At 57.3% G+C, this 23286-nt stretch carries 24 protein-coding genes; 16 read left to right on the forward strand and 8 right to left on the reverse strand.

Annotation, left to right across the window (positions count from 1 at the left end; translation table 11 throughout):
- Positions 1 to 61: 61 nt before the first annotated feature.
- Complete coding sequence (locus SOM40_RS09180; RefSeq protein ID WP_320457015.1) at positions 62 to 274, reverse strand: hypothetical protein; 213 nt, start codon at positions 272 to 274, stop codon at positions 62 to 64.
- 146 nt (positions 275 to 420) lie between these two features.
- On the opposite strand from SOM40_RS09180, the gene astC reads away from it, so the two are divergent.
- The 7 genes from astC (at position 421) to ves (ending at position 8126) form a co-directional block, all read left to right on the forward strand.
- Positions 421 to 1641, forward strand: coding sequence for a succinylornithine/acetylornithine transaminase (gene astC, locus SOM40_RS09185; RefSeq protein ID WP_166182218.1), 1221 nt, complete (start codon positions 421 to 423; stop codon positions 1639 to 1641).
- Positions 1638 to 2672: an arginine N-succinyltransferase gene (gene astA, locus SOM40_RS09190; RefSeq protein WP_106993607.1), complete on the forward strand. Its 1035-nt coding sequence runs from the start codon at positions 1638 to 1640 to the stop codon at positions 2670 to 2672. The genes astC and astA overlap by 4 nt, the downstream gene beginning before the upstream one ends.
- A complete protein-coding gene (astD, locus tag SOM40_RS09195; protein ID WP_320457014.1) occupies positions 2669 to 4156 on the forward strand; it encodes a succinylglutamate-semialdehyde dehydrogenase in 1488 nt (495 codons plus the stop codon). Before astA ends, astD begins: the two co-directional genes overlap by 4 nt.
- Complete coding sequence (astB, locus tag SOM40_RS09200; protein WP_320457013.1) at positions 4143 to 5468, forward strand: N-succinylarginine dihydrolase; 1326 nt, start codon at positions 4143 to 4145, stop codon at positions 5466 to 5468. Before astD ends, astB begins: the two co-directional genes overlap by 14 nt.
- A 10-nt stretch (positions 5469 to 5478) precedes the next feature.
- Complete coding sequence (astE, locus tag SOM40_RS09205; protein WP_320457012.1) at positions 5479 to 6444, forward strand: succinylglutamate desuccinylase; 966 nt, start codon at positions 5479 to 5481, stop codon at positions 6442 to 6444.
- A 339-nt stretch (positions 6445 to 6783) separates the two neighbouring features.
- Entirely contained in the window at positions 6784 to 7272 is a 489-nt protein-coding gene (spy, locus tag SOM40_RS09210; protein WP_106993611.1) for an ATP-independent periplasmic protein-refolding chaperone Spy, read from the forward strand.
- A gap of 296 nt (positions 7273 to 7568) precedes the next feature.
- The gene (gene ves, locus SOM40_RS09215) at positions 7569 to 8126 is read left to right on the forward strand and encodes an environmental stress-induced protein Ves (RefSeq protein WP_106993612.1); all 558 of its coding nucleotides are present in this window, start codon (positions 7569 to 7571) and stop codon (positions 8124 to 8126) included.
- Here the strand turns inward: ves and cho are convergent.
- Both cho and nadE read right to left on the reverse strand, forming a co-directional pair.
- On the reverse strand, positions 8095 to 8982 hold the full coding sequence (gene cho, locus SOM40_RS09220; RefSeq protein ID WP_166182222.1) for an excinuclease Cho: 888 nt from the start codon (positions 8980 to 8982) through the stop codon (positions 8095 to 8097). The genes ves and cho overlap by 32 nt on opposite strands.
- A gap of 85 nt (positions 8983 to 9067) precedes the next feature.
- Positions 9068 to 9895, reverse strand: coding sequence for an NAD(+) synthase (gene nadE / locus SOM40_RS09225; RefSeq protein WP_142489164.1), 828 nt, complete (start codon positions 9893 to 9895; stop codon positions 9068 to 9070).
- Positions 9896 to 10126: 231 nt separating this feature from the next.
- On the opposite strand from nadE, the gene osmE reads away from it, so the two are divergent.
- From osmE to chbG, 7 genes are all read left to right on the forward strand, one after another.
- The gene (gene osmE, locus SOM40_RS09230) at positions 10127 to 10468 is read left to right on the forward strand and encodes an osmotically-inducible lipoprotein OsmE (RefSeq protein WP_106993615.1); all 342 of its coding nucleotides are present in this window, start codon (positions 10127 to 10129) and stop codon (positions 10466 to 10468) included.
- A 273-nt stretch (positions 10469 to 10741) separates the two neighbouring features.
- Positions 10742 to 11059 carry a PTS N,N'-diacetylchitobiose transporter subunit IIB gene (gene chbB, locus SOM40_RS09235; RefSeq protein ID WP_106993616.1) on the forward strand — a complete coding sequence of 106 codons (318 nt, stop codon included), beginning with the start codon at positions 10742 to 10744 and terminating at the stop codon, positions 11057 to 11059.
- 84 nt (positions 11060 to 11143) lie between these two features.
- Positions 11144 to 12502 (forward strand): PTS N,N'-diacetylchitobiose transporter subunit IIC, encoded by a 1359-nt coding sequence (gene chbC / locus SOM40_RS09240; RefSeq protein WP_106993617.1) that lies wholly within the window; start codon positions 11144 to 11146, stop codon positions 12500 to 12502.
- A 46-nt stretch (positions 12503 to 12548) separates the two neighbouring features.
- Positions 12549 to 12902 carry a PTS N,N'-diacetylchitobiose transporter subunit IIA gene (gene chbA / locus SOM40_RS09245; protein WP_106993618.1) on the forward strand — a complete coding sequence of 118 codons (354 nt, stop codon included), beginning with the start codon at positions 12549 to 12551 and terminating at the stop codon, positions 12900 to 12902.
- A 28-nt stretch (positions 12903 to 12930) separates the two neighbouring features.
- Positions 12931 to 13749 (forward strand): transcriptional regulator ChbR, encoded by an 819-nt coding sequence (gene chbR, locus SOM40_RS09250; protein ID WP_106993619.1) that lies wholly within the window; start codon positions 12931 to 12933, stop codon positions 13747 to 13749.
- 102 nt (positions 13750 to 13851) lie between these two features.
- Positions 13852 to 15207, forward strand: coding sequence for a 6-phospho-beta-glucosidase (locus tag SOM40_RS09255; protein WP_106993620.1), 1356 nt, complete (start codon positions 13852 to 13854; stop codon positions 15205 to 15207).
- An 11-nt stretch (positions 15208 to 15218) separates the two neighbouring features.
- Positions 15219 to 15977 (forward strand): chitin disaccharide deacetylase, encoded by a 759-nt coding sequence (gene chbG / locus SOM40_RS09260; protein WP_320457011.1) that lies wholly within the window; start codon positions 15219 to 15221, stop codon positions 15975 to 15977.
- A gap of 73 nt (positions 15978 to 16050) precedes the next feature.
- Here chbG and katE read toward each other — a convergent pair whose 3' ends face one another.
- The gene (gene katE, locus SOM40_RS09265; RefSeq protein WP_320457010.1) at positions 16051 to 18309 is read right to left on the reverse strand and encodes a catalase HPII; all 2259 of its coding nucleotides are present in this window, start codon (positions 18307 to 18309) and stop codon (positions 16051 to 16053) included.
- A 212-nt stretch (positions 18310 to 18521) separates the two neighbouring features.
- On the opposite strand from katE, the gene cedA reads away from it, so the two are divergent.
- Positions 18522 to 18761: a cell division activator CedA gene (gene cedA / locus SOM40_RS09270; protein WP_501050851.1), complete on the forward strand. Its 240-nt coding sequence runs from the start codon at positions 18522 to 18524 to the stop codon at positions 18759 to 18761.
- A 58-nt stretch (positions 18762 to 18819) separates the two neighbouring features.
- Here cedA and SOM40_RS09275 read toward each other — a convergent pair whose 3' ends face one another.
- The 4 genes from SOM40_RS09275 to hxpB all read right to left on the reverse strand — a co-directional run bounded on the left by SOM40_RS09275 (position 18820) and on the right by hxpB (position 22602).
- Entirely contained in the window at positions 18820 to 20211 is a 1392-nt protein-coding gene (locus tag SOM40_RS09275; RefSeq protein WP_106993624.1) for an L-cystine transporter, read from the reverse strand.
- Positions 20212 to 20341: 130 nt separating this feature from the next.
- Complete coding sequence (locus SOM40_RS09280) at positions 20342 to 20932, reverse strand: metal-dependent hydrolase (protein WP_106993625.1); 591 nt, start codon at positions 20930 to 20932, stop codon at positions 20342 to 20344.
- Positions 20933 to 21024: 92 nt separating this feature from the next.
- Positions 21025 to 21786, reverse strand: a complete 762-nt coding sequence (gene kduD / locus SOM40_RS09285) for a 2-dehydro-3-deoxy-D-gluconate 5-dehydrogenase KduD (protein ID WP_106993626.1) — start codon at positions 21784 to 21786, stop codon at positions 21025 to 21027.
- Positions 21787 to 21933: 147 nt separating this feature from the next.
- Positions 21934 to 22602 (reverse strand): hexitol phosphatase HxpB, encoded by a 669-nt coding sequence (hxpB, locus tag SOM40_RS09290; protein ID WP_106993627.1) that lies wholly within the window; start codon positions 22600 to 22602, stop codon positions 21934 to 21936.
- Positions 22603 to 22747: 145 nt separating this feature from the next.
- On the opposite strand from hxpB, the gene SOM40_RS09295 reads away from it, so the two are divergent.
- A complete protein-coding gene (locus SOM40_RS09295) occupies positions 22748 to 23284 on the forward strand; it encodes a YniB family protein (protein WP_106993880.1) in 537 nt (178 codons plus the stop codon).
- Positions 23285 to 23286: the final 2 nt, after the last annotated feature.

Consider the following 23286-nt stretch of genomic DNA (forward strand, 5'->3'; position numbering starts at 1 on the left):
GTGCAGGGATGGTAGCAGAATTTCGCCAGGCTGACTGCCGCCGCTGCGTATGTTCCACCAATTACTGCGACAGATCGCGCCGACAGTGCAATTTTTGCACCGATCTGGCGCGTGATGCCCCGCGATGGCGCGTAAAAGGACCACAAATTTCGCCAGCGATCACAATTCCAGAATTATATTTCGTTTCTGCATAAAACTTCTGTTTTTCATCCGGCAAAGCCGCGCTTGTTGTAAAAATATTCACTTTATATGCAATAACAGTGAATAACTCCATGTCGTAACCTGTTGATATTACGTTACCCCATCCTGTTTATGCATTTTTATCGCTGGCTGGCACGATCGCTGCAATCTACATTTACAGCGCAAACACTAAAATATTTAACATTTAATCAACCTTTTATTTACCCGGATGAGGTCGCTATGTCTCTGTCAATTACGCGTGAAAACTTTGATGAATGGATGATGCCGGTTTACGCCCCGGCGGCTTTTATTCCGGTACGGGGAGAGGGCTCACGCCTGTGGGATCAACAGGGTAAAGAGTATATCGACTTTGCCGGGGGTATTGCGGTTAACGCCCTGGGCCATGCCCATCCGGCGCTGCGTCAGGCGCTCAACGACCAGGCGGCGAAATTCTGGCATACCGGGAATGGCTTCACCAACGAGCCGGTGCTGCGGCTGGCTAAAAAACTGATCGACGCCACCTTTGCCGAAAAAGTGTTCTTCTGTAACTCTGGGGCCGAAGCTAACGAAGCAGCGCTGAAGCTGGCGCGTAAATATGCCCACGATAATTTTGGTAGCCAGAAGAGCGGCATCGTCGCTTTCAAAAATGCCTTCCACGGACGCACCCTGTTTACCGTCAGCGCGGGCGGCCAGCCGTCATATTCCCAGGACTTTGCCCCGCTGCCGCCGGATATCCGTCACGCGGTCTATAACGACCTGCAGTCGGCCAGCGAGCTGATCGACGATAGCACCTGCGCGGTGATCGTCGAGCCGATGCAGGGCGAGGGCGGCGTGCTGCCTGGGGACAAAGCCTTCCTGCAGGGGCTGCGCGAGCTGTGCGACCGCCACAACGCGGTGCTGATTTTTGATGAAGTCCAGACCGGCGTTGGCCGTACCGGCGAGCTGTATGCCTATATGCACTACGGCGTCACCCCGGACGTGCTCTCTACCGCCAAGGCGCTCGGCGGTGGCTTCCCGGTGGGGGCGATGCTGACCACCGACAAATTCGCCCGGGTAATGACCGTCGGCACCCACGGCACTACCTACGGCGGCAACCCGTTGGCGTCGGCGGTGGCCGGTCAGGTGCTGGATATCATTAACACCCCGGAAGTGCTGACCGGCGTGAAGCAGCGTCACGAGTGGTTTGTCGAGCGCCTGCAGGCCATTAACGGTAAAACCGGCCTGTTCAAAGAAATTCGCGGTCTGGGGCTGCTGATTGGCTGCGTGCTCACGGATGAGTTCGCCGGAAAAGCTAAACTTATTTCTCAGGAAGCGGCAAAAGCGGGCGTGATGGTGTTGATCGCCGGGGCTAACGTGGTGCGCTTTGCGCCTGCGCTGATCGTCAGCGAGGAAGAGGTGCAGACCGGGTTAGATCGCTTTGCGCTGGCCTGTGAACGTGTGAAGTCCGGGGTATCATCATGATGGTCATCCGTCCCATTGAGCGCGGGGATTTATCCGCCCTCATGCAGCTTGCCGGTAAAACAGGAGGCGGGCTGACCTCGCTTCCGGTTGATGAACATACTCTCTCAGCGCGCATCGAGCGCTCGCTGGAGACCTGGCAAGGGACGCTGCCGAAAGGCGAACAGGGTTACGTGTTTGTGCTGGAAGAGTCCACTACCGGCACCGTGGCCGGGATCTGCGCCATTGAGGTGGCGGTGGGTCTGAACGATCCCTGGTATAACTACCGTGTCGGCACTCTGGTACACGCCTCAAAAGAGCTCAACGTCTACAACGCGCTGCCGACGCTGTTCCTCAGTAACGATCACACCGGCAGCAGCGAACTCTGTAGCCTGTTTCTCGATCCCGACTGGCGCAAAGAGGGCAACGGCTATCTGCTCTCCAAATCGCGTTTTCTGTTTATGGCCGCCTTCCGCGATCGCTTTAACGAAAAAGTGGTGGCTGAGATGCGCGGCGTGATCGACGAAACCGGCTTCTCGCCGTTCTGGAAAAGCCTCGGCGAACGCTTCTTCTCGATGGAGTTCAGCAAGGCCGACTACCTGTGCGGCACCGGGCAGAAAGCCTTTATTGCCGAGCTGATGCCGAAACATCCTATCTATACCCATTTCCTCAGCCCCGAAGCGCAGGCGGTGATTGGCGAAGTCCATCCGCACACCGCCCCGGCGCGAGCGGTGCTGGAAAAAGAGGGCTTCCGCTACCGCAACTATGTCGACATCTTTGACGGCGGTCCGACGCTGGAGTGCGATATCGACCGGGTGCGGGCGATCCGCAAAAGCCGTCTGGTGGAGGTGGCCGAAGGCCAGCCTGCGCCGGGCGAGTGGCCTGCCTGTCTGGTCGCTAATGAACAGTATGACCAGTTCCGCGCCACGCTGATCCGCGTGGATCCCGATTGTGAACGTCTGGTGCTGACACCAGCCCAACTGGATGCCCTGAAATGCCGCGCCGGCGATCGTATTCGCATGGTGCGCCTGTGCGCTGAGGAGAAAACAGCATGAACTTATGGATTAACGGCGACTGGGTAACCGGCGAAGCTGAACCCCGCACCAAACACAATCCGGTGGGTCAGGAGGTGTTATGGCAGGGGGCGGACGCCAGCGCCGCACAGGTTGAGCAGGCCTGCCGGGCGGCACGCGCGGCATTCCCGGGTTGGGCGAAACTGCCGTTCAGCGCCCGTCAGGCCATCGTGGAGAAATTTGCTGCCCTGCTGGAGGCCAACAAGCAGGAACTGACCCGCGTGATTGCCAGCGAAACCGGCAAACCGCGCTGGGAAGCGGCAACCGAAATTACCGCGATGATCAATAAAATCGCCATTTCGGTGAAGGCTTACCATACCCGTACCGGCGAGCAGCATACTGAGATGGCCGACGGGGCCGCCAGCCTGCGCCACCGTCCGCACGGCGTGCTGGCGGTGTTTGGCCCCTATAACTTCCCCGGCCATCTGCCGAACGGCCATATCGTGCCGGCGCTGCTGGCGGGTAATACCGTGATCTTCAAGCCGAGCGAGCTGACGCCGTGGAGCGGCGAGGCAGTCGTCAAACTGTGGGAGCAGGCCGGGCTGCCGCCGGGGGTGCTCAATCTCGTCCAGGGCGGGCGTGAAACCGGTCAGGTGCTGAGTGCGCTAAACGATATCGATGGCCTGCTGTTCACCGGCAGCGCCGGGACCGGCTATCAGCTGCACCGACAGCTGGCCGGACAGCCGGAGAAAATTCTGGCCCTCGAGATGGGCGGCAACAATGCCCTGATCGTTGACGATCCGGCGGATATCGACGCCGCGGTCCACCTGACCATTCAGTCGGCCTTTATCACCGCCGGACAGCGCTGCACCTGCGCCCGACGTCTGCTGGTGAAAAACGGTGCCGAAGGTGACGCTTTCCTCGCCCGTCTGGTGGAGGTGAGCGGCCATCTGCTGCCGGGCGCGTGGGATGACAACGACCAGCCGTTTATCGGCGGGCTGATCTCCGAGCAGGCGGCGAAAAACGTCTGGCACGTCTGGCGGGAGCACGTTGCCCGCGGCGGCAAGTCGCTGCTCGATCCGCGTCTGGTCCGGGCGGGCACCTCGTTATTAACCCCGGGGATTGTCGAGATGACCGGCGTGCGCGATGTGCCGGATGAAGAGGTCTTTGGCCCGCTGCTCTGCGTCTGGCGCTATGACGATTTCGACCAGGCCATCGCCATGGCCAACGCCACGCGCTACGGCCTGTCGTGCGGGCTGATCTCCCCGGAACGCGACAAGTTTGACCAGCTGTTGCTGGAGGCGCGCGCCGGGATCGTTAACTGGAACAAACCGCTCACCGGCGCGGCCAGTACCGCACCGTTCGGCGGGGTGGGTGCCTCCGGGAACCATCGCGCCAGCGCCTGGTATGCGGCGGATTACTGCGCCTGGCCCATGGCGAGCCTCGAAACCCCGGCCATCGTCCTGCCGGAGCAGCTGAGCCCGGGCCTCGATTTTATTCAGGGGAAACGTCATGAAAGCGCGTGAAGTCAATTTTGACGGGCTGGTGGGGTTAACCCACCACTATGCCGGGCTGTCGTTTGGCAATGAGGCCTCGACCAAACACCGTTTTCAGATCTCTAACCCACGGCTGGCGGCGAAGCAGGGGCTGCTGAAGATGAAGGCGCTGGCGGATGCGGGCTTTCCCCAGGCGGTGATCCCGCCACAGGAGCGGCCTAACGTCGGCGTGCTGCGTCAGCTCGGCTTTACCGGCACCGATGAGCAGGTGGTGGAGAGGGCGGGCACCCGGATGCCGCAGCTGCTCTCTGCCGCCAGTTCGGCCTCCTCGATGTGGGTCGCCAATGCCGCGACGGTGGCCCCGTCGGCGGACACCCTCGACGGAAAAGTGCATTTCACCGTTGCCAACCTGAACAACAAGTTCCACCGCGCCAGTGAAGCAGGTACCACCGAGAAGGTGCTGCGCGCCATTTTCCGCGACGAGGCTCGCTTCACCGTCCATACGGCGCTGCCGCAGGTGGCGATGTTCGGTGATGAAGGGGCGGCCAACCATAATCGCCTCGGCGGCGACTACGGTGAGCCGGGCCTGCAGCTGTTTGTCTATGGACGTGAAGAGGGAGGCCATGAGGCGCCGGCCCGCTACCCGGCCCGTCAGACCCTGGCGGCGAGTCAGGCGGTTGCCCGGCTGAACCAGGTCAATCCCGGGCAGATCCTCTTCGCCCAGCAAAACCCGCTGGTGATTGACCAGGGGGTGTTCCATAACGACGTCATCGCCGTGTCGAACCGTCAGGTGCTGTTCTGCCACGAGCAGGCATTCGTCGACCAGCCTGCGCTGCTGCAAACCCTGCGCGATCGCGTCCCCGGCTTTATGCCCATCGAGGTGCCGACCGAGGCGGTCTCGGTTAAGGATGCCGTTGCCACCTACCTGTTTAACAGCCAGCTGTTGAGCCGGGATGACGGCAGCATGATGCTGGTACTGCCCCAGGAGTCGCAGGCGCATCCGGGCGTCTGGCGCTATCTGAGCGGTCTGGTGGCGGAGGATAACCCCATCAGCGAACTGCGGGTATTCGACCTGCGCGAGAGCATGGCTAACGGTGGCGGCCCGGCGTGTCTGCGCCTGCGCGTGGTGCTGACCCCTGAGGAGCAGCGGGCGGTCAACCCGGCGGTGATGATGAACGAGACCCTGTTCAACACCCTCAATGACTGGGTGGACCGCTACTATCGTGACCGTCTGGTCCAGGCCGACCTGGTGGATCCGCAGCTGTTGCGCGAAGGGCGCGAGGCGCTGGATGCTCTGAGCCAGATTCTGCAGCTCGGCTCTGTCTACCCGTTCCAGCAATAAAGGAGGCGTGATGGAAAACTTTCTGGCGCTGACGATGGCCGATGAAACGCCTGCTCAGCAGGAGGGCAGAGGAGCGTCGTTTCACTGGCGCTGGCTGGCGCGCGGGGTGCTGGAGCTGACCCCGGAAGTGGCGAGCACGCGCTCGCTGGTGCTGTCGGCCGGGATCCACGGCAACGAAACCGCCCCGGTAGAGATCGTTGACCTGCTGGTGCGGGCGCTGTTTCGGGGCGAACTGACGCTGCGCTGTCGTCTGCTGATTATCTTCGGTAATCCTCCGGCGCTGAGGGCCGGCAAGCGCTACCTGACCTGTGATATCAATCGCCTGTTCAGCGGACGGGGGGCGCAGTTTCCGGCCTGCGACGAAACCGCCCGGGCAACGTTGCTGGAGGAACGGGTAGCGGCGTTTTACCAGCAGGCGGGGGCCGATCGCTGGCATCTGGATCTGCATACCGCCATCCGCGCCTCGTATCATGAACGTTTTGGCGTGCTGCCCCAGCGCAGTCAGCCGTGGGATGCGGCCTTTCTTCAATGGCTGGGAGATGCCGGCCTGGAGGCGCTGGTCTTTCATCAGGCGCCAGGCGGGACCTTCACCCATTTCAGCTGCGAACGTTTTGGCGCCCTGGCCTGTACGCTGGAGCTGGGCAAGGCGCTGCCGTTCGGCCATAACGATCTGGCCCGCTTCGCCGCTACCCATCAGGCGCTGTATGCCTTGCTGAGCGGCGAGGCACCAGAGCCGCACGTGGCACAGGTCGAGCAGTATCGGGTGGTGCAGCAGATCACCCGCCGCAGCGAGGCCTTCGTGCTGCACATGGCGGCGCATACCCTGAACTTTACGCCGTTCCGCCAGGGCGTGTTGCTGGCAGAGGATGGCGAGGAACGCTATGAGGTACACAAGCCGACCGAGTATGTTCTGTTCCCTAATCCCGCCGTGGCCTATGGGTTGCGCGCCGGGCTGATGCTGGAAAAAATCACCTGAAAACCCCGTGACCCCATCAGCGTAACGCGGTGGGGTCGCTTATTTTCTCAGTCGTTTCTGATATCTGGCGTTTTATTACAGATTATTCCTGGCTGTTTGCTTTATTATTAATCTTCTTGTCGGTATACTCCTTCACAATCTCTTTAAAATCAGCCAGATGAATATTCTTGTTTCAACTCTCCACGCTTTATCCTTATTTTCTCCATATTTGACGATAATTTGTTTTTTACACTTTCATTGTTTTACTGTTGCTCTGATTAATTGACGATAATCCCCGTAAAGTGAATATCGTCAACACGGCATAGCGCCGAAGAATAACTGAAAAGGAAGGACAAAATTATGCGTAAATTAACTGCACTGTTTGTTGCCTCTACCCTGGCTCTGGGCGCTACCGGCGCGGCGTTCGCTGCGGATACCGCTACCACCACCGCAGCGCCGGCCGAAAGCAAAATGATGCACCATAAAGGCAAGCCGGGTATGCATCACGACATGATGTTTAAAGATCTGAACCTGACGGATGCACAGAAAACGCAGATCCGCGACATCATGAAAAGCCAGCGTGACCAGATGAAGCGTCCGCCGGTGGAAGAGCGCCGCGCAATGCACGACATCATCGCCAGCGACAGCTTCGATAAAGCGAAAGCTCAGGCGCAGGTCGACAAAATGGCTGAGCAGAACAAGGCCCGCATGCTGGCGCACATGGAAACCCAGAACAAGATTTACAACATTCTGACCCCGGAACAGAAAAAGCAGTTTGATGCCAATTTTGAGAAGCGTCTGACAGAACGTTCCGCGCCGGAAGGTAAAATGACCCCACCAGCCGAATAATCGGTTAAGCCATTCAAGACCGCCGGAGTCCTGTTCACCCAAGCGAATACGCTGTGGACAGGTCCGGCGGTTTTTTCTTTTCCCGCCTCTTGCCAGCCGCCGCCATCCCGGTATTCTCCTGTTATTGATTTGCACAATGTGTTTGAAATGTCTGGCGTTACGGATTTTTTCGTCGTCAGGCTAAGGCCGTGGTGCACATCTGCCGATACTACACAGTGATAATCTAACGATAACAAACAACACGCGACCGCCCTGTGCGGGACGCTCTGGCGCCTATTGCGCCATCTGGAGTGGTGATGGAATTCTTTGATATCCGCAAAATGCCGATCAGTCTCTGGCGCAACGGGGCCGGGGAGACGCGCGAAATATGTTGTTTTCCCCCTGCAACCCGGGAATTTAACTGGCGTGCCAGTATCGCCTCTCTGGCCAGCAACGGCGACTTTTCGGTCTCCCCCGGCATCGATCGGGTGATCACCCTGCTGGAGGGGGGAGAAGTGCATCTGGATGGCGGGAAGGCGTTTACCCATACGCTGCAGCGTCATCAGCCATTCAGCTTTGCCGGCGATCTGCCGGTTAAGGCGCAGCTGATGGAGGGGCAAATGTCGATGGATTTCAACATTATGACCCGCCGGGACCGCTGCCGGGCGAAGGTGCGGGTGGCGGATCGCACCTTCACCACCTTTGCATCACGCGGCGGGGTGGTGTTTGTGCTGAGCGGCGCGTGGCAGCTGGGCGAGAAGCTACTCACCGCCGATCAGGGCGCATGGTGGCATGAGGGCGACCATACGCTGCGGCTGCTGAAGGAAGAGGGAACGTTGCTGTTCAGCGAGATTTTCTGGCTTCCGGGACACTAAGGGGAATGATCTCATAGTTGCCGGTCAGCAGCGGCTTACAGAGAATTTTATACCCATCCTGATCAAAACCGGCGGGCGTGCGTAGCAGGTCCGCCGCCTCGTCCAGGCTGTCGACCGCGCCCAGCCAGAGCCAGTTGTGAATGATATGGTAGTGGGTCATGTCCGGGCGAGACTCTTTCAGCGCCACGGCACTGTCCCACGGCCAGCAGGTGACCCCAATGGCCTGCAACCCCTCGACTAATCGCTGCTGATGATCCTCCACGCTCTCTTTTCCGCAGCACGCTCCCGCGCAACGCTTCAGAGCGGAACGGAAACAGCCCCGCCCGAGAGTTAACGACTCCAGCCCCAGCAGGCCATAACAGAGCTGCCGCTCATCGGCCAGCGTCTGCAGGGTTTGCAGCGCAGCCCGGCGGTTGGCGAAGAGGCCAAACAGATTCGGGGTGTGCGAAAAATCGACCTCGCGGGCATAGACGATCTGCGGTTTGCCCTCGGTGATCTGCAGGGAGCAGAGCTGGCGATTGCGGCGTAAGCGTTTATTGAACAGCGGCTGCTGCTCTTTAATTAAACGCGCCTCAAGCAGCAGAGCGCCCAGCTCACCTGCGGTCTGGATCCAGGTGATACGCCGGGACTGGCGCAGCATGGCGGCCTCGTCCGGGGTGCGCAGATGCGACAGAACCCGGCTGCGAATGTTGACGCTTTTGCCGATATAAAGGGGCATAGCGTCGCTGTCGCCATGAAAGAAATAGACGCCAGGCTGCTTAGGCAGTGCCTCAAGCCACGGACGCAGATGTTCGGGATATTCATAGATAGCGGCTGCTTCGAATTCAAGCCGCGGTGCCGATTGACGCCTGCTCACAACGTACTCCTGATACTGTTCAGGCATACAGTGTAGCAGCTGTGGTGTGGTTAAAAAAGAGGCGGCAGATGCCGCCCTGTCAGAATTATTGTTTCCAGAAGTCGTCGAATACCGTGATCGGCGGGCGACGTTTGTGTTCGGTCTTCAGATACCAGCCTTCAATAATGCGGGCGGTGCCTTCGTCCAGCGTCTTGCCTTCCAGATAATCGTCAATGTTTTCATAGGTCACGCCCAGCGCGGCTTCATCCGGCAGGGAAGGGCGATCGTCTTCCAGATCCGCGGTCGGGGCTTTCTTATAGAGATGCTCCGGGCAGCCCAGCGCGGCCAGCAGCTGTTTGCCCTGGCGCTTGTTGAGACGGAACAGCGGGTTAATGTCGGTGCCGCCATCGCCATATTTGGTGAAGAATCCGGTCAGTGCCTCTGCCGCATGGTCAGTGCCCACCACCACGCCGCTGGTCATCCCGGCGATGCTGTACTGGGCTTTCATCCGCTCGCGGGCCTTTTCGTTGCCGCGCACGAAGTCACTCAGCTCAATGCCCGCGTCGCGCAACGCTTTTTCGCTGGCCAGCACCGCTTCTTTAATGTTCACGGTCAGGACGCGATCCGCCTGAATAAACTCGAGGGCATCCTGGCAATCCTGTTCGTCGAACTGCACGCCGAAGGGCAGACGCACCGCGATAAACTGCAGGGATTCGTTACCCGTTTCGGCACGCAGTTCGCTGATGGCCATCTGGGCGAGCTTCCCGGCGAGAGTGGAGTCCTGACCGCCGCTGATGCCCAGCACCAGCGTCTTCAGAAACGGGAAGCGGGTTAAATAGGATTTCAAAAAATCGACGCTGCGGCGGATCTCTTCTTCCGCATTGATAGTGGGTTTGGCACCCAGCGCCTGGATAATTTCTTGTTGCAGAGCCATTTAGCCCCTCCGTTACACAAATTTGCCTGATGAATGTTCTGTTAAAGCTAACTCGTCATGCGGAAAACGACAAGGATCACAGATTTGAATTGGGCGAACCAGGCCCATTTAGCAGCTTATGCGTGCATTACAGGAATTTTCCGAAAAAACTTTGCCGTCACGCTTAAGGTTGAAAAATGTGATTTTCTATTCCAGGCTTACTTAACACGCTGATAAACAAGAGGACGGAATATGAACAAGAATTTAGCAGGAATGTTAGGCGCAGCGGCTGTAATGACTTTACTGGCAGGGTGTACTGCGTATGACCGTACGACGGACCAGTTTAAAGAGCCTGTCGTAAAAGACGTTAAAAAAGGCATGAGCCGTGCACAGGTACAGCAGCTTGCCGGTAAGCCGTCATCTGAAGTGACGATGATCCACGCCCGTGGTACTTGCCAGACCTATATCCTGGGTCAACGCGATGGTAAAACAGAAACTTACTTTGTGGCCCTCGACGATACTGGCCACGTGATTAACTCCGGCTACCAGACCTGTGCGGAATACGATACTGATCCGCAGGCACCTAAGGCCTGATAACACCTTTTCCTGAGCAAAAAGACAAACCGGCCAGCAGGCCGGTTTTTTTACGTCGCCACCCATCTTAATTCTCACCGCGAATTATTTACCTAAAATGTGAAGAGTGTCATAACGGCAGGTCAAGGAGAGACAATTGCGCTCCCTTTCGAATTATCCCTGGGAAATCAGTTGCCGTATACTCCATCTATCAGATACGCCAGCGAGGGATTCCGGTCGGTCAAGGCGGGGATATCGCGGCGCAAGCGGTGAGCACATAAGAGGGAAATTGCTATGGAAAAGAAATATATCTATCTGTTTTGCTCAGCGGGCATGTCAACGTCACTGCTGGTGTCTAAGATGCGCGCGCAGGCAGAAAAGTACGAAGTACCGGTTGTGATCGAAGCTTTCCCGGAAACCCTGGCAGGCGAGAAGGGTATCAATGCGGATGTGGTGCTGTTAGGGCCGCAAATTGCCTATATGTTGCCGGAAATTCAACGTCTGTTACCGAATAAACCGGTGGAAGTGATCGACTCTGCGCTGTATGGCAAAGTGGATGGTTTGGGTGTTCTTAAAGCTGCTGTAGCGGCGATTAAAAAAGCTGCTAATTAATTTATTTTTTTATTTTTCCCGTCAAAGAGCAATTTCACACACACTTACGCCGCAATATTATTGCGGCATTTAAGGGCATTTTCTATGAGTAGATTTATTGCTGCGCTTGAAAAGGTACTCCTTCCTTTTGCAGTTAAAATAGGAAAGCAACCGCATGTCAATGCCATTAAAAACGGCTTTATTAAGGTAATGCCGTTAACCCTGGCCGGGGCCATGTTCGTTTTAATTAATAACGTTTTTCTTAGCTTCGGTGATGGTTCCTTCTTCTATTCATTAGGTGTGCGTTTAGATCCCTCAACTATTGAAACGTTAAATGGTTTCAAGGCCATCGGCGGCAATGTGTACAATGGTACGCTGGGTATCATGTCGCTGATGGCACCTTTCTTTATTGGGATGGCGCTGGCAGAAGAGCGTAAAGTCGACTCGCTGGCCGCCGGTTTATTATCTGTCGCGGCCTTTATGACCGTGACCCCTTACAGCGTTGGTGAAGCCTACGCGGTTGGGGCCAACTGGCTGGGCGGGGCAAACATCATCTCCGGTATCGTGATCGGCCTGGTCGTGGCGGAGATGTTTACCTTTATTATTCGTCGCAACTGGGTGATTCGTTTACCTGACAGCGTGCCAGAATCAGTGTCCCGCTCCTTCTCGGCGCTGATCCCAGGCTTCATTATCCTCTCCATCATGGGGACCCTCGCCTGGGCGCTCTCTCACTGGGGCACCAACTTCCACCAGATCATCATGGACACCATCTCTACACCGCTGGCCTCCATGGGTGGCGTCGTGGGCTGGGCTTACGTGATTTTCACCTCTCTGCTGTGGTTCTTCGGTGTGCACGGCTCGCTGGCGCTGGCGGCGCTGGACAGCGGCATCATGACCCCGTGGGCGCTGGAAAACGTGGCACTTTATCAGCAGTACGGCTCCGTTGACGCGGCGCTGGCGGCCGGTAAAACCTTCCACGTGTGGGCCAAACCGATGCTCGACTCCTATATCTTCCTGGGCGGTACCGGGGCGACGCTGGGTCTGATCATCGCGGTGTTTATCACCTCCCGTCGGGCGGATCACCGTCAGGTGGCCAAGCTGGCGCTGCCATCAGGCATCTTCCAGATTAACGAGCCTATCCTCTTCGGTCTGCCGATTATCATGAACCCGGTGATGTTCATTCCGTTCATCCTGGTGCAACCGCTGCTGGCCGCTATAACCCTGACCGCCTACTACCTGGGGATTATCCCGCCGGTAACCAACATCGCGCCGTGGACCATGCCCGCCGGCCTGGGTGCCTTCTTCAACACCAACGGCAGCGTAGCGGCCTTCCTGCTGGCGATATTTAACCTTGGGGTGGCAACCCTGCTCTACATGCCGTTCGTTGCCATCGCCAACAAGGCCCAGACCACTATCGATGAAGAAGAGAGCGAAGAAGAGATCGCCCTCGCACTGAAATTCTGATGTCGTATGACGCGGGGCAACCCGCGTCAGTACAGGAGAAACCGAGATGTTTGATTTAGAGAATGTTGTTGCAGAAGCAGAAGAGGTTGCAGAGAACGACCTTGAAGAAGTGGTGATGGGGCTTATCATCAACTCAGGACAGGCCCGTAGTCTGGCGTATGGGGCCCTGAAAAAAGCCAAGCAGGGCGATTTCGACAGTGCGCAAGAGATGATGGCCCAGTCGCGCACCGCACTGAACGAAGCGCACCTGGTGCAAACAAAACTGATCGAAAGCGATCAGGGTGAAGGTAAGATGAAGGTGAGCCTGGTGCTGGTACACGCCCAGGACCATCTGATGACCTCCATGCTGGCCCGTGAGCTGGTGGCGGAACTCATCGAACTTCACGAGAAAATGCAGTAAGTCAGACTGATAGCAGGAGGTCAGCGTCATGGAAATCACTACCGCCCGGGAACAACAGCTGTTCAATGGTAAAAATTTTCATGTGTTTATCTACAACAAGGTGGAGAGCATCAGCGGTCTGCATCAGCATGACTACTATGAGTTCACCATTGTGCTGACCGGCCGCTATTTCCAGGAGATCAACGGCAAGCGGGTGCTGCTGGAGCGCGGTGACTTCGTCTTTATCCCGATGGGATCGCATCATCAGAGCTTTTACGACTTCGGCGCCACGCGCATTCTCAACGTGGGCATCAGTAAACGCTTCTTCGAAACCCACTACGCGCCGCTGCTGCCGTTCTGTTTTGTCGCCTCGCAGGTCTATCACGTCAAAAGTGAATTTCTGAACTGGATCGACACCGTTATTGCCTCGCTTAACTTTCGTGACAATGAATTTGATGAATTCATCGAAACGGTGACCTTCTACGTCGTCAACCGCTTACGCCACTATCGTGAAGAGCAGCAGGCGACGGACGATATTCCGCAATGGCTGCGCACTACCGTTGAAATGATGCACGATAAACTGCGCTTTGGTGAAAACGCGCTGGAGAATATGGTGGCGCTGTCGGGTAAATCGCAAGAGTACCTGACCCGGGCGACCCAGCGTTATTATCAGAAAACGCCGGTGCAAATTATTAATGAAATACGGATCAATTTCGCCAGAAAACAGCTGGAGATCACCAACTATTCGGTGACGGATATTGCTTACGAATCCGGTTACAGCAGTCCGAGCCTGTTTATAAAGACCTTTAAGAAATTGACCTCATTTACACCTAACAGCTACCGGAAAAATATCACGGTTATTAATTAACGTCCGGCGGAATTGCCGCCGGAAATATCGACTTCAATACTTGCCCAAATAAGTGGGACGGGATCGCTATACTCAAATGGTCGATCTCCCAGGGAGAATATTATGCAAAAGAAACTGAAAGTAGTGACCATCGGCGGCGGAAGCAGCTATACCCCGGAATTACTGGAAGGGTTCCTCAAGCGTTATCATGAACTGCCGGTCAGCGAACTGTGGCTGGTGGATGTGGCTGAAGGGCAGGAGAAGCTCGACATTATTTTCGACCTCTGCCAGCGGATGGTGAAAAAAGCGGGCGTACCGATGACCGTGCATAAAACCCTTGATCGTCGCCAGGCGCTGAAAGACGCCGATTTCGTCACCACTCAGCTGCGCGTCGGCCAGCTGAAGGCGCGCGAGCTGGATGAGCGCATTCCGCTGAGCTACGGCTATCTGGGGCAGGAGACTAACGGCGCTGGCGGCCTGTTCAAAGGGCTGCGAACCATTCCGGTAGTATTCGATATCATCAAAGACGTGCAGGAGATCTGCCCTCAGGCGTGGGTGATCAACTTTACCAACCCGGCCGGGATGGTGACCGAAGCGGTCTACCGCCACACCGATTTCAAACGCTTTATCGGGGTGTGCAATATTCCGATCGGCATGAAGATGTTTATCCGCGATGTGCTGGCGTTGACCGACAACGACGAACTCTCTATCGACCTGTTCGGCCTGAACCACATGGTCTTTATCAAAGACGTGCTGGTCAACGGCGAGTCACGCTTTGCCGAACTGCTGGACGGCGTGGCATCCGGCACCCTGAAAGCCAGCTCGGTGAAGAATATCTTCGACCTGCCGTTCAGCGAAGGGCTGATCCGCTCGCTCAATCTGCTGCCGTGCTCCTATCTGCTCTACTACTTCAAGCTGAAAGAGATGCTGGCCATTGAGATGGGCGAGTACTACAAAGGCGGCGCCCGGGCGCAGGTGGTGCAGAAGGTGGAAAAACAGCTCTTCGATCTCTATAAGGATCCGGAGCTGAACGTGAAGCCGAAAGAGCTGGAGCAGCGTGGCGGGGCTTACTACTCTGACGCCGCCTGCGAAGTGATCAACGCCATTTACAACGACAAGCAGGCGGAGCACTACGTCAACGTGCCGCACCATGGCCATATTGATAACATCCCGGCTGACTGGGCGGTAGAGATGACCTGCATCCTCGGCCGTGAGGGCGCGAAGCCGCATCCGCGTCTGACCCATTTCGATGACAAGGTGATGGGGCTGATCCACACAATCAAGGGCTTTGAAGTAGCGGCAAGCCAGGCGGCACTCAGCGGCGAGCTGAACGACGTGTTGCTGGCCCTGAACCTGAGTCCGCTGGTGCAGTCCGATCGCGATGCCGAGAAGCTGGCGCGCGACCTGATTCTGGCCCATGAGAAATGGCTGCCGAATTTTGCCGCCGCTATCGATAAACTCAAAAGCGAGCAGCACTGAGAGGGGGCCCAATGGAATATCTGCTGATCGTCAACGCCGATGATTATGGTCTCTCAAAAGGGCAGAACTACGGCATCGTGGAAGCCTGTCGACACGGCGTGGTGACCTCGACCACCGCGATGGTCAACGGCGATGCCATTGAGCACGCCGCCGCGCTCAGCCGGGATCTGCCGGAACTGGGCGTCGGAATGCACTTCGTGTTGACCCTCGGCATGCCGCTGACGCCGATGCCGGGGCTGACGCGGGAGGGGCTGCTGGGGAAATGGATCTGGGAGATGGCCGGGCAGGGGACGTTGCCGCTGGAGGAGATTGCCCGCGAGCTGGACTGCCAGTTCAACCGCTTCGTCGATCTCTTTGGCCGCGAGCCGACCCATATCGACAGCCATCACCATGTGCATATGATCCCGGCCATCTTCCCGGTGGTGGCCGAGTTTGCCCGCCGCAAAGGGGTGGCGCTGCGGGTGGATCGTCAGGTCGACGGGCTCGGGGAACAGAGTGCTGAACTGCCGCCAACCACTGACGGTTTTAGCAGCGCGTTTTATGGCGAGGAGATCGGTGAGGCGCTGTTCTTAAGCGTGCTGGATCATTCCGTGCAGCAGGGCGAACGCTCCCTGGAGGTGATGGCGCATCCGGCCTTCATTGATAACACTATCCGTAAAAGCGCCTACTGCTGGCCGCGTCTGACGGAACTGGATGTGCTCACCTCGACGTCGCTGAAATATGCGATTGCCGAGCGCGGGTATCGTCTGGGGACGTTCAGGGATCTGTGAGAAGTGCCGGGTGGCGGCTTCGCCTTACCCGGCCCAGGATACTGCCGGGTGGCACGTCGCCACCCGGCTTTTTTTACGCCGGAATGCTGGCGATTTTACTGCGACGCGACCAGACCCGGTGCGCCGCCATCTGCACGACCAGCTCGTCCATAAACGCGCCTGCCGCGGTATCGCCTTCGATAATCCCTTCCTCGCCTTGATCCGCCACCTTCAACAGCGGTTTGAACTGACGGGCATCGCCTGCCAGTGCGATCGGTTTGAGGTGCTTATAGGCTTCCAGCAGATAATAGGCAGCATCGCCATTGGTCAGCAGACTCTGGATATCACCGCAGGGCACCACCACCGCATCGACGGTCAATGACGGCGATCCGGCAAAGGTCGCCGCAACCGGCAACACCGAGCCATCATCGGCGGTCACTTCACCCATCCGGGAGTAGAGCAGCTTCGCGTGTACCCCTTTGGCCTTCAGCGCCTGCAGCACCGCCAGCACGTCGCTGGCCCGCGGGTTATCGTTGAGCAATACCGCCACGACCCGGCCTTTGATATCCCCACCGGGCACGGCATACAGGCTCAGGGACGGATCCTTTTTCAGGCCGCAGACATCCTGCGGTGGCGCCAGATTGCGTTGCTCGTCGGTGAGGGTGAGCCCCAGATTGTCCGCCACGCCCTGGGCGAGAGTGATATCAATGCGTGCCAGCTGATCGACCACCCGCTCGCGGATATAGGTACGCACCACTTTGCTCAGCTCAAAGCTGAAGGCACCAATAATGTGCTCCTGCTCAACAGGCGTCTGGCTCTGCCAGAACAGGCGCGGATGGGCGTAATACTCGGCGAAAGAGGGGCTGCGCTCGCGGATTTTGGTCCCTTCCACGCGCTCCTGATACGACTCAAAACCACCGCGTTTTGGCCCCGGCGGGGTCTCGCGCGGCCAGTTGTCGTTGATCGAGTTCGGCTCGTAGTTGGCCGGGTTGGTGTCGATCTCCATCCGGTGCATCCCGTCGCGCTGGAAGTTATGGTACGGACAGGTTGGCTTGTTGATCGGGATTTCGTGGAAGTTCGGCCCGCCGAGACGGCTGATCTGCGTGTCGGTGTAGGAGAACAGACGCCCCTGCAGCAGCGGGTCGTTGGTGAAGTCCATCCCCGGGACGATGTGCCCTGGATGGAAGGCGGCCTGTTCGTTCTCGGCAAAGAAGTTATCCGGGTTACGGTTGAGCACCATTTTGCCCACCAGCTGCACCGGCACCAGCTCCTCGGGGATCAGCTTGGTCGGGTCGAGAAGGTCAAAATCAAATTTGAATTCGTCCTCTTCCGGGATCAGCTGGAAACCGAGCTCATATTCCGGGAAGTCGCCGGCTTCGATGGACTCCCAGAGATCGCGACGATGGAAGTCCGGATCGCGCCCGGTGAGCTTCTGCGCTTCATCCCACACCAGTGAGGCTTTGCCGGCCACCGGTTTCCAGTGGAAACGCACGAAGGTGGCTTTGCCTTCGGCATTGATCAAGCGGAAGGTATGGATGCCAAAGCCTTCCATGGTGCGGTAGCTGCGGGGAATGCCGCGGTCGGACATCGCCCATATCACGTTGTGCAGGGTTTCAGGCTGCAGCGAGACATAATCCCAGAAGGTATCATGCGCGCTCTGGCCCTGGGGGATCGCCCAGTGAGGCTCCGGCTTAACCGCATGGACAAAATCGGGGAACTTATGGGCATCCTGAATGAAGAAGATCGGCGTGTTATTACCTACCAGGTCAAAAATCCCCTCTTCGGTATAGAACTTGGTGGCGAACCCGCGGATGTCGCGCACGGTGTCGGCAGAGCCGGCGCCGCCCTGCACCGTAGAGAAGCGGACAAACACCGGGGTGATTTTATCCGGGTCAGAGAGGAAGGCGGCTTTGGTGATATCGCTCAGGTTTTTGTAAGGCTGAAAATAGCCATGCGCGGCTGAACCGCGAGCGTGGACAATACGCTCCGGGATGCGCTCATGGTCGAAATGGGTGATTTTCTCCCGCAGGATGAAATCTTCCAGCAGGGTCGGGCCGCGCGTCCCGGCGCGCAGCGAGTTTTGATCGTCAGCGATGCGCACACCCTGGTTGGTGGTGAGCGGGAAGTTTTCGCCGCCCTTGCGTACCGCCTCAAGCGCGTTCAGCTTTTCATTGCCGGTATGCGGGGCTTTCAGGCTGCCGGGCGCGGTTGGCTCCTGGCCTGGCGGGGTAGGCACCGGGCTGGCGAGGTGGGAGCCATCGTCGGGGGCCAGCGAGTCCAGCCCGGGTTTGGCTTCATTTTCGTCATGGACCGGGGATTGCTGCGGGTGGTGAGTCTTATCATTTTGCGACATTGCACTCGTCTCCTGTTTTTATTACCGAAACGCGGTCATATTTGCGTTAAAACTCAATAACTATAGAACATTACGGGGCGAGCGCCGGGTGATAACCCGATTCCTGCCTACCGCTTACGCTGGGATAGCACATGGGGCGCGACGCAGGAGGGGCAATCGGCTATCATAGGAATTTACTGATTTTTGAGTTTGCTTTAGTGAACCCGCTGCTTATGAAACCTCTTCGCCAACAAAATCGTCCTGTTATCAGTTACCAGCCCCGCGTTGAACCCGCGCCGCCAGAACATGCCAGCAAAATGGATGGCTTTCGTGACGTCTGGTTATTACGCGGCAAATATGTGGCTTTTGTGCTGATTGGCGAGCATTTTCGCCGTTCACCGACGTTTACCGTGCCTGAGTCGGCTCAACGCTGGGCGACGCAGGTCCGCCAGGAAGAAGACGTTGAGGATTAACAGACAATAAAAAACCGCCTTCATTGCTGAAGGCGGTTTTTTTTAGCAGGGGAGGTGCTTAGCGGTGCGCCAGTTCCGCGTGTTCATCGCTGTCCAGCACCGCTTTGTCGGTCTGCTTCAGCCATTGGCTGGTGAGCGTACCGGCGGTCATGGAGCCGCTGACGTTCAGCGCGGTACGGCCCATGTCGATCAGCGGTTCAACGGAGATCAGCAGTGCCACCAGCGTTACCGGCAGACCCAGTGCAGGCAGTACGATCAGCGCCGCGAAGGTCGCGCCGCCGCCCACACCGGCCACACCAGCAGAGCTCACGGTCACAATCCCGACCAGGGTCGCAATCCAGACCGGATCCAGCGGGTTAATGCCCACCGTTGGCGCAACCATCACCGCCAGCATCGCCGGATAAAGACCGGCACAACCGTTCTGACCGATAGTCGCGCCAAATGAGGCGGAGAAGCTGGCGATCGATTCCGGCACGCCCAGACGACGGGTCTGCGCTTCCACGTTCAGTGGAATAGATGCCGCGCTGGAGCGGCTGGTAAAGGCGAAGGTCAGTACCGGCCACACTTTACGGAAGTATTTCAGCGGGCTGACGCCGTTCACGCCGAGCAGAATGCCGTGGACCACAAACATGATGCCCAGACCGAGGTATGAAGCGACCACGAAGCTGCCCAGCTTGATGATGTCCTGCAGGTTAGAGCCTGCCACCACTTTGGTCATCAGCGCCAGAACGCCGTATGGGGTCAGCTGCATCACCAGACGCACCAGCTTCATCACCCAGCTCTGCAGGGTGTCGATGGCGGTCAGCACGCGCTGGCCTTTCGGGGCGTCATCTTTCAGCAGCTTCAGTGCCGCCACGCCGAGGAAGGCAGCGAAAATGACCACGCTGATGATTGACGTCGGGTTGGCCCCGGTCAGATCGGCAAACGGGTTTTTCGGGATAAAGGAGAGCAGCATCTGCGGTACGGAGAGATCCGCAACTTTACCCGCATAGTTGGTCTCGATGGCGGTCAGGCGCGCGGTTTCCGCGGTGCCCTGCACCAGACCTTCTGCGCTCAGGCCAAACAGGTTGGTGACCAGCACACCCACCAGGGCAGAGATCAAAGTGGTAAACAGCAGCGTGCCGATGGTCAGAACGCTGATTTTACCCAGCTGGGAAGCGTTATGCAGACGGGCCACTGCGCTCAGAATAGAGGCAAATACCAGCGGCATAACAATCATCTGCAGCAGCTGGACGTAGCCGTTACCCACCACGTTAAACCACTGGATAGACTCTTTCAGCACCGGGCTGCTGGCACCGTAAATGGCCTGCAGCGCGAGGCCAAAGACCACACCCATCACCAGACCGACCAGTACTTTTTTTGCCAGGCTCCACTGTTTGTGACGCGACTGCGCCAGCAACAGCAGTAAGCCGACGAACACCACGATGTTCGCGATTAATGGAAAGTTCATCCCCGTTCTCCTGATTAAATTGCAGATCGGTATTAGGTCCGACCTTATTGGCGCAAGATTATCAGAAGTGTGATCTGGTCGCTTATATCCAAATGGAATGGGTTATGCCAAAACGGCTAAATTTGGCCAGTTACTGTTCACTTTGATGATGAATAAAGCGGTTGAACTGAAACTGCAGGGAATTGATCATGTGCGAAGACCAGCGCACGGCCCCGTTTTCTGGCACCGTCTGTGGCATCCACACCGCCCAGGCAAAGAGAGCCATGCACAGGACGCGCTCCAGCTGGTTACCTTTTTGCGGTCTGAGGATCGGCAGACGAAAACGCCAGCGGCAGGGCCACAGCAGGGGAACGCCCGCCGGCGTCAGCATGTCCGCCAGAATATGGCTCAGATAACCCAGCACCATCCCCTGAATGGCATCCGCCGGGATCAGCCAGCTATCCGGGACTTTTAAATAGAACAGGGTGAGGACGCCAAATACCGCCAGCAGGCTATGGGTAAAGCCGCGATGGCCGCAGGCGCGGGCAATGGGTTTGGAGATCCACTTCAGCCGCTGGCCGAGCAGCGACTTGGGGTGATCGATATCAGGTAACAGGCAGGTCAACACTGCCGATGGCACGATATGCCACCAGTCGCCCTGCGCCAGCACAGGTGTAAGCTCAGCGTTTTTGGCAAACACTGCGCAGGCGAGAGAAAAGAGCAGATGACCTTCCGCCGTCATGATAAAACCCACTAAACTGTCGATGCATCCAGTATAGGGTTTTTATACAGTAGACGGAAGCAGTGACGGTGTAACTCTTTGTCACAAACCTGTTAACGGGCGAGCCAGCCACCATCCACGGCGATGGTATAGCCGTTGATATAGTCCGAGGCTGACGAAGCCAGAAACACCGCCGGGCCCTGTAAGTCTTCCGGCTTACCCCAACGACCTGCCGGAATGCGATCGAGGATCGCTTTGCTGCGCTGCTCGTCGTCGCGTAACTGCTGGGTGTTGTTGGTTGCCATATAGCCCGGCGCGATGGCGTTGACGTTAATGCCATGTTGCGCCCACTCGTTAGCCAGCAGGCGGGTGATCCCCAGCACGCCACTTTTCGACGCGGTATAAGAAGGAACGCGGATCCCACCCTGGAACGACAGCATAGAGGCGATATTAATAATTTTGCCCCCTTGTCCCTGGGCGATAAACTGGCGGGCCACCGCCTGGGAGAGGAAAAAGACCGATTTCAGGTTGAGGTTCATCACATCATCCCAGTCCTTCTCACTGAAGGAGAGGGCATCTTCCCGACGGATGGTGCCGGCGTTATTGACCAGAATATCGATCTGTCCCATCCCGGCGACCGTCTGCCCGACAATATCGTCAATACCATCCTGCTTGCTGAGATCGGCCTGAATGGCCAAAAACCGACGCCCCAGGGCCTTCACGCCTGCGGCGGTCTCTTCCGGGACACGGCGATTAACGCTCACGATGTCGCAGCCTGCCTGAGCCAGACCCAGCGCCATGCCCTGGCCGAGGCCGGTATCACAGCCGGTAACGATGGCAACTTTTCCTGAAAGATTAAAGGCATCCAGTATCATACAGACCTCAGAAAGTAGGGGGGTATAGTTGTTCTGAGATAAGCATAGAAGCAGCAGAATGGAATATCAAATGGAAATGAAATGATGTTTTAAAAATATTAGATGGATCATATTTGCGGGCAACAGGGCGTTACCCGCGGTCGCTAACTATCCGCGAAGATGGGCCGCAGTAAGCGCCTGCAGTGAGTCCAGTTTGACGTCCGCCAGGGCGTAACGGGCATCATGCTGATTCTCTTCAGCGGGGACGACGATAGCGCGCATCCGCGCCGCTTTGCTGGCAATCATGCCGTTAACGGAGTCTTCCAGCGCCACGCAGCTGGTTGGATCGACGCCCAGCTTCGCGGCGCAGTCCATATACACCTGCGGGTGCGGCTTGCTGTAAGGCAGTTTTTCTGCCGAGGCCAGCGCATCAAAGCTATCGTGCAGATCAAACATAATCAGCACTTTTTCCAGCATATGCAGCGGCGAAGCGGAGGCGAGACCCACCTTCAGCCCTTGCGCTTTGCACAGGGCCACAGCTTCACGCGCCCCTTTCAGCAGCGGGCGGTTCTCTTCCACCAGCGTCAGGGCCCGGTTGATAATGCGGTCGGTTACCTCGTCACGGCCCGGTCCCACCCACGGCTGGTGGGCATACCAGAGTTCAACCACCATATCGATGCGCAGGCCGAGGGTGTCCGGCAGTTCGTGACGGCGGGTGATATCCACGCCCAGGCTGGCCATCACATCCAGTTCAGCACGATCCCAGAGCGGCTCGGAATCAATCAGTAATCCATCCATATCAAAAATGGCTGCAAGAATTTGACGCGGCGTCGACATGCAACTTCTCCTTTCGTGGGTGTTGATCAGAGGTAAAGGCTACCTAACCCTGGCAATTTACCATATCGCCTGCAAAGAACGGGCGAAAATGACAACCAGCAGGTAGACTTAGCCTCAAAGGATGTATTTTAAAAACGAGGAACCGATGACATATCAACAAGCTGGACGTGTAGCGATACTGAAGATCATCGCCGGATGGATAATTTTTATCCCGGCAGTGATCTCAACCATTATTTCCGTCCTGAAATTTATCTATGACCACAGCGAAAAGCAGGCCGGGATCAATGCCGTGATGCTGGATTTTGCCCACGTCATGATCGAGATGATGCGCTTTAACACGCCGTTTCTGAATTTCTTCTGGTACAACTCTCCGACGCCCGATTTCCGGCAGGGGATGAATATCGCGTTCTGGATTATTTTTGCCCTGATCTTTATTGCCCTGGCGCTGCAGGCTTCAGGGGCGCGGATGCGCCGACAAACCCGTATGATTCGCGAAGGACTGGAGGCACAGCTGATTCTGGAGAATGCGAAAGGAGAAGAGGGGTTAAGCCGCGAGCAGATCGAATCGCGTATCGTGGTACCGAATCACACCATTTTCCTGCAAATTTTCACGCTCTATGTGCTGCCGGTGCTGATGATCGTCGCCGGGTACTTCCTGTTTTCCCTCCTCGGGCTGGTATAAGC

It is taken from the genome of Leclercia sp. CFBP8987 (assembly GCF_034044995.2).
Classification (GTDB): Bacteria; Pseudomonadota; Gammaproteobacteria; order Enterobacterales; family Enterobacteriaceae; genus Enterobacter; species Enterobacter tamurae.